Below are 13,637 nucleotides of genomic sequence, written 5' to 3'. Positions count from 1 at the left end.
TGCATGAAAAGTTTCACACTGGTTTTTTCCTTATTCCTCACTATGGCCTCATTGGGACAGATCAATCCAAAATGGGCCCGCTATCCGGCCATTTCACCGGACGGTTCTGCCATTGTTTTCACCTATAAGGGGAACCTGTTCCGGGTGGCTTCGGACGGGGGAGTGGCAACGCAACTCACTTTTCATAAAGCACATGACTATAAGGCGGTTTGGAGCAAAGATGGAAAACGAATCGCCTTTGCATCCGATCGGTATGGGAATTTTGACATTTTTGTGATGGATGCCTTAGGTGGAGCGGCCACACGTCTTACGTTCCATAGCAATGATGAAACCCCCTATACGTTTTCCCATGACGACGCCTATGTCCTTTTTGGAGCGGTGCGACAAGATGCCGTAGAACATCGTCAATACCCCACGCGGGTGCAACCGGAATTGTATAAGGTGGCCTCCAATGCAGGTAAGGTAGATCAGGTGTTGACGGTTCCCATGGAAGATGTACAGGTAAACAATGACGGGCGTTTTATGCTGTATCACGATCAAAAGGGGTATGAGAATGCGTTTAGGAAGCATCATGTTTCCGCAATAGCCCGTGACCTATGGAAATACGATTTTGAAGGGGACAGGCATACCCAGCTTACCTCATTTAAGGGGGAGGACCGAAATCCCGTACTTTCCAAAGATGAAAAAACGGTATACTATTTAAGCGAAGAGAGTGGTAGTTTTAATGTGCATCGTTTTAGCCTGGAAAATCCGGGCCAGAATCAGCAACTTACTACCTTAACGACACATCCCGTTCGTTCGTTGTCCTACGGTAATGAAAGCATGGCTTTTAGCTATGATGGTGAGATTTATACCTTAAGGGATGGGGACCCTCCAAAAAAGGTAAATATTCTAATTCGGACCCAAGATGCCGCGAATACGGACCAATTTATCTCCATTAATTCCGATATCCGGGAAATGGCCATAGCCCCAAATGGAAAGGAGATTGCCTTTGTTGCCAGGGGCGAGGTTTTTGTCACCGCGGTGGAGGGCGGACTTACCAAGCGCCTGACCAATACACCGGAACAGGAGCGTTTTGTCCAATTTACGGCAGATGGGAATGCGGTTGCCTATGCCAGTGAGCGCGATGGGAAATGGCAAATTTATCAAACGGAAAAAGTACGTAAGGAAGAGCCTTACTTCTTTGCAGCAACATTGCTTAATGAAAAATTGGTCTTGGCAAAGGACGTTGATTGTTATTTGCCCGAATTTTCCCCGGACGGAAATCTAATGGCATTTATTGAGGACAGAAGAACCTTAAAAGTGCTAAACCTGAAGTCAAAAGAGGAAAAAACACTTTTGACCCCCGATGAATTATACCATTTTCAAGATGGGGATAAATATTTTAAATGGAGTCCGGATAGCAAATGGTTGGCAGTTTCATGGGGGAAAACCTTGAGTAATGGCGAAGTTTTATTGCTATCGTCGGATGGTTCCAGAAAAGAAAACCTTACCCAAAGCGGCTATTATGATTTTATGCCCAAATGGGTCGATGGGGGTAAACAACTCATTTGGTTCAGTAATAGGGACGGCCTTAAAAGCTATGCCACAAGCGGGAGAACCCAGGCGGACGTATACGGTATGTTCTTAACACAGGAAGGATGGGACAATTACAAAATGTCCGAGGAAGAATATGATTTGATGAAGTTATTGGAGGAGAACGGAAATGACGAAAAGGATGAAAACGACGATTCCAAAAAGAAAAAAGGGAAAAAAGGGGAGGAGAAAAATGAAGGGGAAACAAAACCCCTGGTGTTTGATTGGGAGGATATTAGGGAACGCAAGGCACGCCTTACCATCCATTCCTCAACCCTTGGGGACGCCATTTTATCCAAGGATGGGGAAAAGCTATACTACCTGGCCCGTTTTGAAAAACACATGAACCTTTGGGAAACGGAACTGCGTACTAAAAAGACCAAAATGCTCATTTCCCTTGGAGCAAAAAAGGCGAGCTTACAATGGGATGCCAAACAGGAGAACCTTTTCCTATTGAGTGATGGGAAGATTTTCAAAGTGGATCTGGCCGGGGCATCCAAAAAGCCGATTAAAATGAAATCTGAAATGTTACTGGACACGGATGCCGAACGTCAACATATGTTTGAACATGTTTGGCTGCGTACCAATGCCATTTTTTATCACTCCAATTTTCACGGTATGGACTGGGACATGCTCAGAAAAGCGTATGAAAAGTACGTTCCGCATTTGGGTAACTCTTATGAATTTGCCGAAATGATATCGGAACTATTGGGAGAATTGAATGTGAGTCATGCTGGGGGGCGGTTCAATGGAAAAATCCCCAATGAGGATGCAACGGCCAGTTTGGGCATTTTTATGGATTATGCACATGTGGGAAATGGTATCAGGATTGTCGAGGTCATTAAGGGCGGTCCGTTGGACAAGGCCTCTTTTTCCATCGCCGAAGGAAGTATCATCGAAAAAATAAATGGGGAAACCGTACTGGAAAATGTGGATCCGGCCAAATACCTTAATCGTATCGCGGAAACATTTACCTTATTGGAGGTTCTTGATCCCAAAACCCAAAAAAGACAACAAATTACAATGAAACCCATTACCCTAGCGGAGGAAAACCGACTGTTGTACAAAAGGTGGGTGAAGACGAACGAAAAAGAAGTTGAAGAAAAGAGTGGGGGCCAGTTAGGTTATGTTCATATTCCTGGAATGAGTGATGGTCCTTACCGTCACATTTATGAACAGATGTTGGGGAAATTTGCCGATAAAAAGGCGGTCATTGTGGATACTCGATTTAATGGCGGAGGGGATTTGGTGGCCGATTTGGCCATGTTCTTTACCGGAGAACCTTTTATAAGTTACGAAACGGAGGATCGAAAGGTTGGGGGTGAGCCAACGTCCAGATGGACAAAGCCCACCTTGGCCATTTTTAATGAATCCATGTATAGTGATGGTCATTGTTTTGCAAGCGGTTATACGGATTTAAAAATTGGAAAAACCGTGGGTATGCCCGTACCGGGAACCTGTAGCTTTGCCGGTTGGGAGCGCTTGCCTGACGGCGGTCGTTGGGGTGTGGTACCCGTAAGTGCCAAGAATAAAGCAGGGGAGTGGATGGAAAACAACCAGACCGAACCGATGATTATGGTGAAAAACAGCCCGGATGTCATTGATAAGGGAGTGGACCAACAATTGGAACGTTCCATTGAGGAGCTCTTACTGGATGTCGGACAATAAAACTAGCGTGTATTTCTTGATTTTACCCCCTTTTTGCAGAGGTCGATGATTTCTGTGATCCTTTTTTGTCGGGTTTCCTTTCTTTTGGCCTGGTTCAGCCAATACAGGTAGCTCTTTCGTTGTCCACGGGTTAGGCCCTGGTAATTTTCAAAGGCTTTTTTACTTCGATTGAACGCTTTTTGAAGATCATCGGGGATTATTCCATTTTCTACATCATCCAAAGCCGTCCAGGAACCATTTTCCTTGGCTGTTGCTATGGCCGTGAATCCACTTTCATGCAGAAGGCCGGCTTTTGTCAATTCCTTGATGTGATCTTTGTTTACCTTGCTCCAAACACTTTTTGGTTTTCGGGGACAAAAATATTGTCGCCTTTTGCCATTGCCCAGACTTTTAACGGTACTATCAATCCAACCATAGCACAGGGCCACTCGAACCGCTTCTTCCCATCGCATGCTGGGCATTTCATGATCAACCGCATAGAAAATAAGATAGATCCCTTCGGGATTTGCATAGTTTTTATGCAACCAATTGCGCCAGGCCATGTCGTCTTTGAAGTAAAGTTCTTTAAGTTCAGGCATTATGGGAATTATAAGGGTTCTGCCAAAATAGCTATCATCGTTTTGATGCCTTCACGATAATTCCCCAATCGTAAATTCTCATTGGGGCTGTGTTGATTGTTATCCCGATTTACGGTAGGTACGGTAACGGCCGGAATATTCAAGGTGGTCACAAAGGGGGATATGGGGATGGAACCCCCACTCATTCGAATTCTTATGGGTTCTTCACCAAAGGCATTGTTCAATGCCCTGGTCAACCACAGGCCTACTTCTGAATTAAAGTCTGTTCGAAAGGATTGATAGGATACTTCATGGGTCATGGTGACAATTTTAGGATATTTTAATCGTTCCCCTTTGGTGGGCACCCTATCCAAAAGATAATAGCCTTGGTCCACAATGTGATCTTTGATGAGTCCAATAAGGCGATTGGGGTCCGATTCCAATACCAACCGCACATCAATTTCCGCCCTGGCCCAACTGGGGACGATGGTACGCACTTTTTCATCGATCCAACCCGATTGCATACCCCTGATATTCAGGGAGGGATATTGAATGGCGGCCTGGTAATAGCTGCCAACTTTGTCCGCCTCTGCAATCTGCAGACGATAGTTGATCAGTTCTTCGTTGTCCGGAACCGATTTAAGAATTTTCTCGGTTTCGGGAGTAATGGAAATGCCATCATAGAAACCGGGAATGGTAACCCTGCCATCATCGTCCTTCATGGAGGCCAATAGTTTGGAAAGGCGCAATGCGGGATTTGGGGCGTAATTTCCAAAATGTCCACTATGTTGGGGAACAACTGGGCCATAGGTGGTTAACTGCAATGTGGCGATACCACGTGCGCCAAAGGTTAGCGTCGGTCTATTGCTAATATGCCTTGGGCCATCAAAAATAATGAGCATGTCCGCTTTTAGTAAGTCCGCATTTTCAGTAACCGCTTTGGGAAGTTGGGGAGACCCCAACTCTTCCTCAAAATCCATAATGACCTTGACGTTGTAGTTGGGATCGATTCGTAACTCTCCCGTTGCATCCAAAGCCGTCAAAAACATGGCTACGGGTCCTTTGGCATCACTTGCCGATCGCGCAAAAACCCGCCAATCGTCTTGATAATCCACGATGGAATCCCATGGAAGGGCTTCCCAACCCACAGATTTGCCCGGTTTTTTGAGGGTAGGCGTGTAGGGAGTTTCTTGGAACCAACGCGTGGAATCCACCGGTTGCCCGTCAATTTGCAAATAGATGAGGACCGTCTTTTTTGCCTTTGGATGTTTTCGCTCAGCCAATAACAGGGGAACCGTTTTTGTTTCAATTCTAGTGGTGGCAAAGCCCCTTTTCGAAAATTCTTTTTCGCACCATTGGACATTCTTTTCAATATCCTCGGGATAAAAAGCATCATTGGGAATACTCAGCAATTCCTTCAATAATGTAAAAGAACGGGTCGCGTATTTCCCTGCCGCGGCTTCCAATTGTTTTTGGTCCAGCTTTTGACCGAACGTAGTCGTGGTATTGAGGAATGTGGAACATGCCAGAATAAAAACGAAAAGAGCGGATGATTTCATGTTCTTGTATGAATTGTTCTTCCTAAAAGTAACAATACTGAAGCTATTTTGTACAGTATGGCTTTAAAAGGAATTCACGACGACTACTCCGGTGTGTTTAAACGCATTCATTTTAGGGAGTAGGGTAGTGGCTTCATCCAAAGAAATGGTCTGGTGGACCAATTTTTCCGGTTGCAGTTTCCCCTCTTGGATCAAGGTGAGCATCTCTGGATATTTATGTGCTTGCATGCCATGGCTCCCAACCACTTCCAATTCATTGGCAATAACCCTATCCATTGGGATTTTTGGGTGTACATGATTTCCAGTGACCAATCCTACCTGAACGTGACGCCCCCTTTTTCTAAGATTGGCAATGGAGTTGAAACAGGTTTCCTGACTTCCCAATGCATCTATGGAAACCTCCACCCCTCCCTTTGAATAGTCTTTTATGGCGGCAATTACCTCATCCTTTAACGGGTTGATGGTCCTACGGGCACCAAACGCTTTGGCAAGTTCAAGATTATCCGGGTTAATGTCCACTGCAATGATGTCCGCACCCAGGGCATGACCGATCATAATGGCGGAAAGACCAACACCACCGCAGCCGTGTACGGCCAAAGTCGTTCCCTTTTTAACACGGCCTTGGGCGACAACTGCACGATATGAGGTTATAAATCGGCAACCTAGAGTGGCAGCCGTCACATCGGATACGTATTCGGGCAACCTAACCAAATTGATATCCGCATAATCCAGGGCAACATATTCTGCAAATGACCCCCAATGGGTAAAACCTGGCTGTGATTGGTAATCACAAACCTGATGATTTTGGGTACGGCACTGTTCACAGGTGCCACAGCCAGAAACAAAGGGAACGGTCACCCGATCACCAATCGAAAAGTTTTTGACTTTCTTTCCCTTTTCTACAATGATGCCTGCCAATTCATGTCCCGGTACATGGGGCAGGGCAATGTCCGAATCGTGCCCCATCCAACCGTGCCAATCACTTCGGCATAACCCGGTAGCGGTAACCTGGAGGACTACACCATCGTCCTTGGGTTTTGGATCGGGAACATTTTTAACTGAAATAGCTCCCCGGAATTCTTCAAAAATGGCCGCTCTCATAGGCTTTTTTATTTTGACTACGCCATAGCTGTCCTTGAACTCAAGACGACTTCCTTAAGATAAAAGTAAGTCCCGTGTTTTGTTGGGTATGCAGATGACCAAGCGCTCCCTTTCTGTCAAGCAATTCACCCCCTAGCTTTTCCACGGCCCTTTGGGAACGATAGTTGTGCTGGTCCACATGGAACAAAATATATTCGAAATGTTCAAAGGCATAGCCTATCATCAATGATTTAAAGGATCTATTGTATATCCCTCCCCAATAGTCCCTGGAAAGGAAGGTCCACCCAATTTCAACGGCTTCATCGGAATTGTCCGGTCGTTTAAAGCGGGAACTTCCAATAATGGTTTGTGTTGCCTTATCGATGATGACAAAAGCACCATTGGAATCCAAAGCTCCCTTGAAGAAATCCTTAAAGACTTCCAACTCCCATCGGTCGGGGTTTTGGTGCAATTCCCATATTTTAGGGTCGCTTGCGACCTGATACAGTGCCTCAAAATCCGAAACTTGAAGTGGCCGTACCACGACCAAATCATTCTCTAAAGTGGGTTGTAGGTTCACCATAGGCTTAAAACGCTTCTTTTTTGATTTCAGGTTGATGGATTGCTTCAAATTTAAAAATGTCATGGCGTGCATAATGACCGTTAACATCAAAATCCATTTTACCTTTTATGACATCTTCCAAATCCAACTCGGCCATCAGCACTCCGGGTTCCCCAAATAAGGGTCCAGCGAGAACCTTACCTTGTGGGGAAACAATAACACTCCCTCCGGGGCAAAGTTCTTCGGGTTCTTGTTCAACAAACTTCCGATATTTTTCAGGATACATGGACTTGGTAAAATATTGATTGCATCCCAACACAAAACACCTTCCTTCCAATGCTATTTGTTGCATGGTGGTCGTCCATTCCGGTCTGGAATCCGCTGTGGGCGCAATATAGATTTCAATTCCCTTGTGGTACATTGCCATTCGCGCCAGGGGCATATAATTTTCCCAGCAGATCAAACCGCCCATTTTTCCAATCCTGGTGTGGAAGGTAACCATGGATTCCCCATCAGCTTCTGCCCAAATAACACGTTCCGTGGCCGTAGGTTTTATTTTCCGGTGTACGCCCAGATATCCATCGGTAGGGGATAGATATACCATACTGCAATACAGACTCCCATGGTGTTCCTGTTTTTCGGTTATTCCCACAACCAAATAGGTTCCGTGCTTTCTGGAGAGTTCGACCAAACGTTCTAAATCACTGCCTTCCAAGGAAATACTATTGGCATGATAGTCCGCATAAAGTGCTTTTCCTTCCGGTGTCCTACGGCCTATTTTGGCGCCAAAATCAAATCCCCTGGGGTAGCCGGGTACAAAGGATTCGGGAAAGATCAAAAGCTGGCATCCTTTTGCGGCGTACTCCGCTACGATGTTTTCCAGTTTATCCAGAGTCTTCCCTTTATTGAAAAAAACCGGATTATCCTGTACAACACCAACGGTAACTTTCATGCGGATTCTTTTTTTTGAAAGGATGAAAGTTAAGCATTGTTGCTATAAACACCTGATTTTGGTAGGTCTTAATTGCCAAGGTCACCTCATTTGTAAGTCGATGATTCCCTTAATGGGGTCCAATTCTTTTTGAAGGGTGGTTATTGATTCCAAAACACTGCTACCCACAACGGTAAATTCTTTTTGCAAAGTCCCGATACAGTTTTCAGCTTCTTGAATGGCTATGCCATTTGGAACCTGGTAATAGGTTTTGTCATAGTCCGAAGGCTCCAAACAATCAAAATCAAAATGGACATACAAATGGGTAATCCCCTTTTGTCGCAACGTACCGATCAATTCCAAAGTGGTCCACTTTTTAGGAGCATAAATGCCCCCTTCGTTAATCCGCTTTTGTTCACTTTCATCAATGTCCCTAAGCCCCACATAATGAATTTGGGACGTTTTGATTGTGGAAAACAACAAGTGGTTCATGGCGTCCTCCCCTTCACCCAGTAGGGCCCTTAAGGGCATGCCATGAAAATTACAACTTGGGGAATCGCAAGGTCTGTTGATGTCCGCATGGGCATCAAACCAAATCACCCCTAAGTTGGAATATATTGTATTGAGATAGGACACCGGAACAATTTCAAGGCCGCAATCTCCCCCTATGATTTGTAATTTGGATGGCTTGGCCCCTGAAATCAATTGTTTAAAACGATTCAATTGTTCGGTAATCGCTTCAAAATTATTGATGCGGTACTTTTGTGCCCCGGATTCCCCGGCGGGGATTTTGGAAAGCGGAATTTGGACGATGGAATCGTCGTTTAGATGGTTAAGGATAGTTTTTGCCCCGTGTTCTATGGAAATTCCATTACCGGAACCTTGCCATTGGGGGAAGTAGACTTTCATTGCACGGTTTTACCTTTGATATAAAAGTTTGGGTCGATAACAATTTCCGATTTGAGCGGGACCGCATCTTGGTAAAGTTGCCATTCCGCTTTTGGGAAAAGCCATTCCTGATTGTTGTTTATGCTTACTTTGACCGGCATATCAAACCCATCAACCACGTTGGCATACCTATATTCCAGGGCTTTTCCTTTGATTCGGTATTCTAGAACGGGAATCATGGGGGTTCTCAAGTATTGTTCAAAAAATGCGGTTAGGTCCTTTCCTGTTTTTTTGGAAATGTAATTTTCAATTTGCTGTGTAGTCACCGTTTGGTGATAAAAGGTTTTGTTCAATCCCCGTAGAATTTGTCGCCATTGTTCATCATCCTCAATCAACTGTCTAAGGGTGTGAAGCATATTGGCGCCCTTATAATACATATCCCCGGACCCCCGTTTGTTGAGATTGTAACGCCCAATGATGGGCTTGTCGTTCATGATTCTTTTTCTTGTGCCTATGACGTATTCCGAAGCCGCTTTGGTACCATAGTGGTAGTCCAGGAACAGGTTTTCGGAATAGGCGGTAAACCCTTCATGGATCCACATATCTGCAATGTCCTTGTACGTTATGTTATTGGCGAACCATTCATGTCCCGCTTCATGGATGATGATGAAGTCGAATTTTAAGCCCCATCCGGTTCCTGATAAATCGTTGCCCAAATAACCATTCAGGTATTGATTGCCATAAGTGACCGAACTTTGATGTTCCATGCCCAGATAGGGTACTTCCACCAATTTAAAGCCATCTTCATAAAAGGGGTAGGGGCCAAACCAGTGCTCAAACGCTTCCAGCATAGGTTTGGTCTGTTTAAACTGTTCCTTGGCTTTTTCGAGATTGTCCCTTAGGACATAATAATCCAGGTCCAAAGTTCCTTTTTCGCCCGCATATGTCTCTCCAAAATGAACGTAATCACCGATATTCACATTTACCCCATAATTGTTGATTGGGTTGTCCACGTACCAATGTGTGGTCTTTGTGGTTTCTGTTTCCTCAACCTTCCGTAGCCTGCCATTGGAGACGTTCATCAAGTCTTTTGGAATGGTGACACTTATGGCCATACTGTCCACCTCATCGTACATATGGTCCTTGCAGGGCCACCAAACACTGGCCCCCAGGCCCTGGCACGAGGTGGCTACAAAGTGTTTGCCATTTTTATCCTTTTTCCACGAGAACCCCCCATCCCAGGGAGCACGAACCGCCTCTTTGGGGTTTCCCGAATAATGGACCACAATTTCGTTTTCATCCCCCTTTTTTTGTGGTTCGCCCAAAAGCACCCTATATACATTTTCCCCTTCCTTTTTATAACTCAAGGTCCTGTTGTTTTGGGTGATTTTTTCAATTTTCAAGGGTGGTTGCAAGTCAATTTGCATGATGTCCTTGCTTTTTAAGACCTTATACCGAATGGTGTTTTTGCCCTGAATGAATTTCTCATTGGGCCGTACTTCAATATCCAAATGGTAAAAGGTGAGATTCCACCATTCCCGTTCGGGGGTAATACTTCCCCTTAAAAATTCATCCTGGGTGAAGCTCAAATTTTCTTGGGCACCCACCAGGGATGTTAAAAGAACAAAACAAGTTAAAAGCGATACTCTCATTTAATGTCGACTTTTGTTAACGGAATACTCCGGATGGAAAAACTACTGGGCTTTCATGCCCATTTTCGCCTACGGCAACTACTCCAAAGAAATAATTGTCTATAACGATACCCTCCAAGGTATGTTGTAAAACGTTTCCTACATAGCGATAATTGTCCCAAGTAGGTGAAGTTGTGTCCCTCCAATAGATTTTATATCCTTTTGCACCGTCCACTTTATCCCATTTCAACCGGGCCGAAGGTTCAACAATACCTCCAATTTCTACATTTTTCGGAGCTGGTGGACCCCATGCAATGGATGCCAGGTTAATGGCGTTGACCGCGGTCAACTTTTTGGCATATTCAAAATTCACATGTTCCAACACATCGCCGTAGGCGATACCATTTTCAACTCGAACATCCTGGTGCTGTTGGGTGTAATTCTCATGGGCTTCCATGATGCGAATACCGGCAAATCCAAAATCATTGAATGGGCGATGATGTCCGCCCCGTCCAAACCGGTCAAGGCGATAGATCAGTATAGGATTCATTTCTGGCATATATCTTTTGGTGGTACTGTGGACATAACGTGCCAACTGTCGGGAAATACCATCAACTTCCCCTCCATAGAAGCGTTTGGCCCGTCGCTGTTGGGTTGTCTCCGTTGGCGGGACTGGTTCTGAAAAGATTCTAAAATCGCGATTGCTGACCACACCGTTTACACCTTTAATATTACCGATCATATCATTATTGAGCACCCCAACAATATCCCATTCTTTTCCTTTGGCGTATGCTGCCAGGCCGTTTCCGCCAAAAAGTCCTTGTTCTTCTCCAGAAAGCCCAACAAAAATGATGCTGCTTTCAAATTCATATTTGGAAAGCACACGAGCGGCTTCAATAGTTCCAGCCATTCCGCTGGCATTGTCATTGGCACCGGGGGAGTCTGAGGTATAATCATTGGGGTCACTCACCCTTGAATCTATATCGCCACTCATTATAATAAAACGGTTGGGATATTTTGTACCTCGCTTAATGGCGACTACGTTAACTACCCAAACATCTTTTGCAATTCGGGGATTGATTCCCTGTTTGACCAAGTCCTTTTGATAGAATACTTCCAAACAATGATTACATTCAGAAGAGATTTTATCAAATTCTGATTTTATCCATCGCCTCGCTGCTCCAATTCCACGGGTATCCGAAATGGTATCGCTGAGCGTGTGGCGTGTACCGAAGTTGGCCAAAGTGGTAATATCCCTTTCTATGCGTTCTGCCGAAACCGCATTGATAATATCATACACTCGGGTATCCGTTTGGGAAAAACCCAATATGGAGACAAGGAATACGACTAAAACGATTTTTTTCATATTAATCCAGTTGGAATTTTTTAGAGAATCGCTTGGAGTGGGAATAGCATAATGGCCCCAAGAATGCGTAAACTAGTCCGGGAAAACCAAATTGCAGCCCTACTTCAAAAAAGGCCAAGATAACGGAAATGACGGCCACAAGGACGAAAATAAAAAAATGTCTTGCATAGAAGTACAAAAGGGTTGCCGTTTCGGTCGAACGCGATCGTTTAAAGGCCCTGTAATACATCAACGAAAAACAAAGGAATATCAGCAAAAACCCAATTCCGTACATGACAAACAGGTTTGCCAATTCCTCTTTGGTAGTGACCCCTTCACCCATCCAAGATTGTACTAAGTCCTTTAAGGGAAAAACATAATACAAGACCACAAAAAGGAGTATTGAATTTAGGGCAATGATGCCATTGTCCATATAATTGGTCCTTCTGAAAAAATTATAATGTACCCACCAAAGTGCGGCCAAAACAAAAAAGCTCACAAAAAAACTGAGGAAACCCGTTGCCGAGGATTTTGTTATCGAGAGGTTGCTGTCCATATCAAAATTAACCACCATCAGCGTTGCCGCAAAAGCAAAGACAGCATCGCTAAAAGCCTCTATTCGAGATATATTATGGGGTAATTTCACACGGACAAATTATTGAATAAAGGTGACTTTGGCAATTTTGCCGTTTTTCACTTCGTAAATGGCCACAGCGGAATAGTTTTGTCCGTTTATGGTAAGGAATTCTTCATCAATGACCTTTTCCCCCAGGACGATCCTATTCTTTATTTCGCAGTGAAGGTCGGGTGTATTTTCAAAAAACGATCCATAACTTTCCCTTAGATAATCCTTGCCCTTGCCCATGGGTTCGTTCGGAAACTTAAAAAGTTCAATATCATCACTAAACGTAGCAATAAAGCCTTCGATATCCCTTGCATTATAAGCATCAAGCTGTTTTTGTACAATATGCCGCGGTGATACTTCTGCAACAAAGGCCAATCTTGTATTGGTTGAATTTGTACTGATCCTACTTATGGAATGGATTTCCTCTTGTTGAAAATACATCAGTTGCTCCCATAACAACCCGGCCTCGGGATTGGCTTTTACGATTGCTTTGCCCGCGCCTGCCAAAATAGTTCCGTCATTGAGCCAACAGATATCTTCGGCCTTTCAGTAGGTAGCGATCAATTGGACCGTTTCGTCCGTTAGGGGATTCAAGGATTTGATGGTCCAGTTCCCTTCTTTTCCAATATAACCGATACGATCGGTATTGGGAATTTTATGTAAGGAACGCCCCACGTTTTTATCCACAGTACGGATCTCCCCATTTTGGAGATCCGTCACAACCAAGTCCATTCGATTTTCCCTTAAAACGGTGCAGACCAGGATATTTGGTGCAAACCAAACGTGGTATCCTACCTTTAGGTCCTTGAGCAAGACTTTGGAGTCCCCGGTTTCCAAATCATAAGCATACAATCTTTGGAGGCCGTCCAAATCCAAACGAATTGCTGAAAAGGCCGGTTTATTCGGTATTTTAAGCGGGGAGTATTCGCTTCCGGTAGGCGTGTCGGTTATCCATGTTTTTACGCTTCCCTTAGTGATGTCAAACTTTATGATATCAGTTTGATCGGCCCGTATTGCCGAAAACAATACGGTATTGTCGTCCAGGAAAGAGGGTTGGTTGTCATACCCTTCATTGTTGGAAATATTCTTGGGGTTGGACAGGTTGATTTTTCCATCTGCCCGATCCAAATCGAACAGGTACACTTCGGTATTGGGCTGGGCAACCGCAAATTGGGAAATGGCCAGGCCAAAAATCAACAGTAAAAGAGGTTTCATA

12 protein-coding genes are annotated in these 13,637 nt (G+C 44.5%); 1 reads left to right on the top strand and 11 read right to left on the bottom strand.

Translation table 11 applies throughout. From position 1 onward, the window contains the following. Window positions 1–3 precede the first annotated feature (3 nt). Window positions 4–3,243 carry a S41 family peptidase gene (locus L0P88_RS00690; protein WP_247132727.1) on the top strand — a complete coding sequence of 1,080 codons (3,240 nt, stop codon included), beginning with the start codon at window positions 4–6 and terminating at the stop codon, window positions 3,241–3,243. A gap of 2 nt (window positions 3,244–3,245) precedes the next feature. Here L0P88_RS00690 and L0P88_RS00685 read toward each other — a convergent pair whose 3' ends face one another. From L0P88_RS00685 to L0P88_RS00635, 11 genes are all read right to left on the bottom strand, one after another. Continuing rightward, a complete protein-coding gene (locus tag L0P88_RS00685) occupies window positions 3,246–3,821 on the bottom strand; it encodes a YdeI/OmpD-associated family protein (protein WP_247132726.1) in 576 nt (191 codons plus the stop codon). An 8-nt stretch (window positions 3,822–3,829) separates the two neighbouring features. Next, window positions 3,830–5,359: a M20/M25/M40 family metallo-hydrolase gene (locus L0P88_RS00680; protein ID WP_247132725.1), complete on the bottom strand. Its 1,530-nt coding sequence runs from the start codon at window positions 5,357–5,359 to the stop codon at window positions 3,830–3,832. Between the two features lie 63 nt (window positions 5,360–5,422). Continuing rightward, window positions 5,423–6,460, bottom strand: coding sequence for a zinc-dependent alcohol dehydrogenase family protein (locus L0P88_RS00675; RefSeq protein WP_247132724.1), 1,038 nt, complete (start codon window positions 6,458–6,460; stop codon window positions 5,423–5,425). Between the two features lie 40 nt (window positions 6,461–6,500). Next, on the bottom strand, window positions 6,501–7,070 hold the full coding sequence (locus tag L0P88_RS00670; RefSeq protein ID WP_247132723.1) for a GNAT family N-acetyltransferase: 570 nt from the start codon (window positions 7,068–7,070) through the stop codon (window positions 6,501–6,503). Then, window positions 7,027–7,953, bottom strand: a complete 927-nt coding sequence (locus L0P88_RS00665) for a carbon-nitrogen hydrolase family protein (protein WP_247132722.1) — start codon at window positions 7,951–7,953, stop codon at window positions 7,027–7,029. Before L0P88_RS00665 ends, L0P88_RS00670 begins: the two co-directional genes overlap by 44 nt. Window positions 7,954–8,034: 81 nt before the next feature. After that, window positions 8,035–8,841 carry an arginase family protein gene (locus L0P88_RS00660; protein WP_247132721.1) on the bottom strand — a complete coding sequence of 269 codons (807 nt, stop codon included), beginning with the start codon at window positions 8,839–8,841 and terminating at the stop codon, window positions 8,035–8,037. After that, on the bottom strand, window positions 8,838–10,472 hold the full coding sequence (locus tag L0P88_RS00655) for a M1 family metallopeptidase (protein ID WP_247132720.1): 1,635 nt from the start codon (window positions 10,470–10,472) through the stop codon (window positions 8,838–8,840). Before L0P88_RS00655 ends, L0P88_RS00660 begins: the two co-directional genes overlap by 4 nt. Before the next feature lie 16 nt (window positions 10,473–10,488). Then, the gene (locus L0P88_RS00650) at window positions 10,489–11,817 is read right to left on the bottom strand and encodes a M28 family peptidase (RefSeq protein WP_247132719.1); all 1,329 of its coding nucleotides are present in this window, start codon (window positions 11,815–11,817) and stop codon (window positions 10,489–10,491) included. Between the two features lies 1 nt (window position 11,818). Continuing rightward, a complete protein-coding gene (locus tag L0P88_RS00645) occupies window positions 11,819–12,442 on the bottom strand; it encodes a TMEM175 family protein (RefSeq protein WP_247132718.1) in 624 nt (207 codons plus the stop codon). 9 nt (window positions 12,443–12,451) lie between these two features. Further along, entirely contained in the window at window positions 12,452–12,928 is a 477-nt protein-coding gene (locus tag L0P88_RS00640) for a nuclear transport factor 2 family protein (protein WP_247132717.1), read from the bottom strand. 39 nt (window positions 12,929–12,967) lie between these two features. Further along, on the bottom strand, window positions 12,968–13,636 hold the full coding sequence (locus L0P88_RS00635; RefSeq protein ID WP_247132716.1) for a TolB family protein: 669 nt from the start codon (window positions 13,634–13,636) through the stop codon (window positions 12,968–12,970). Window position 13,637 lies beyond the last annotated feature (1 nt).

The organism is Muricauda sp. SCSIO 64092, from assembly GCF_023016285.1.
GTDB lineage: Bacteria > Bacteroidota > Bacteroidia > Flavobacteriales > Flavobacteriaceae > Croceivirga.
Note: the sequence above shows the minus strand (reverse complement) of the source record. Positions and strands in the feature narration are given on the sequence as shown.

What these genes read in the sequence shown, in the direction of transcription:
- L0P88_RS00675 (WP_247132724.1), bottom strand. Translation starts at nt 6,460, where the DNA reads ATGAGAGCGGCCATTTTTGAAGAATTCCGGGGAGCTATTTCAGTTAAA.
- L0P88_RS00660 (WP_247132721.1), bottom strand. Translation starts at nt 8,841, where the DNA reads ATGAAAGTCTACTTCCCCCAATGGCAAGGTTCCGGTAATGGAATTTCC.
- L0P88_RS00680 (WP_247132725.1), bottom strand. Translation starts at nt 5,359, where the DNA reads ATGAAATCATCCGCTCTTTTCGTTTTTATTCTGGCATGTTCCACATTC.
- L0P88_RS00635 (WP_247132716.1), bottom strand. Translation starts at nt 13,636, where the DNA reads ATGAAACCTCTTTTACTGTTGATTTTTGGCCTGGCCATTTCCCAATTT.
- L0P88_RS00665 (WP_247132722.1), bottom strand. Translation starts at nt 7,953, where the DNA reads ATGAAAGTTACCGTTGGTGTTGTACAGGATAATCCGGTTTTTTTCAAT.
- L0P88_RS00655 (WP_247132720.1), bottom strand. Translation starts at nt 10,472, where the DNA reads ATGAGAGTATCGCTTTTAACTTGTTTTGTTCTTTTAACATCCCTGGTG.
- L0P88_RS00650 (WP_247132719.1), bottom strand. Translation starts at nt 11,817, where the DNA reads ATGAAAAAAATCGTTTTAGTCGTATTCCTTGTCTCCATATTGGGTTTT.
- L0P88_RS00690 (WP_247132727.1), top strand. Translation starts at nt 4, where the DNA reads ATGAAAAGTTTCACACTGGTTTTTTCCTTATTCCTCACTATGGCCTCA.
- L0P88_RS00685 (WP_247132726.1), bottom strand. Translation starts at nt 3,821, where the DNA reads ATGCCTGAACTTAAAGAACTTTACTTCAAAGACGACATGGCCTGGCGC.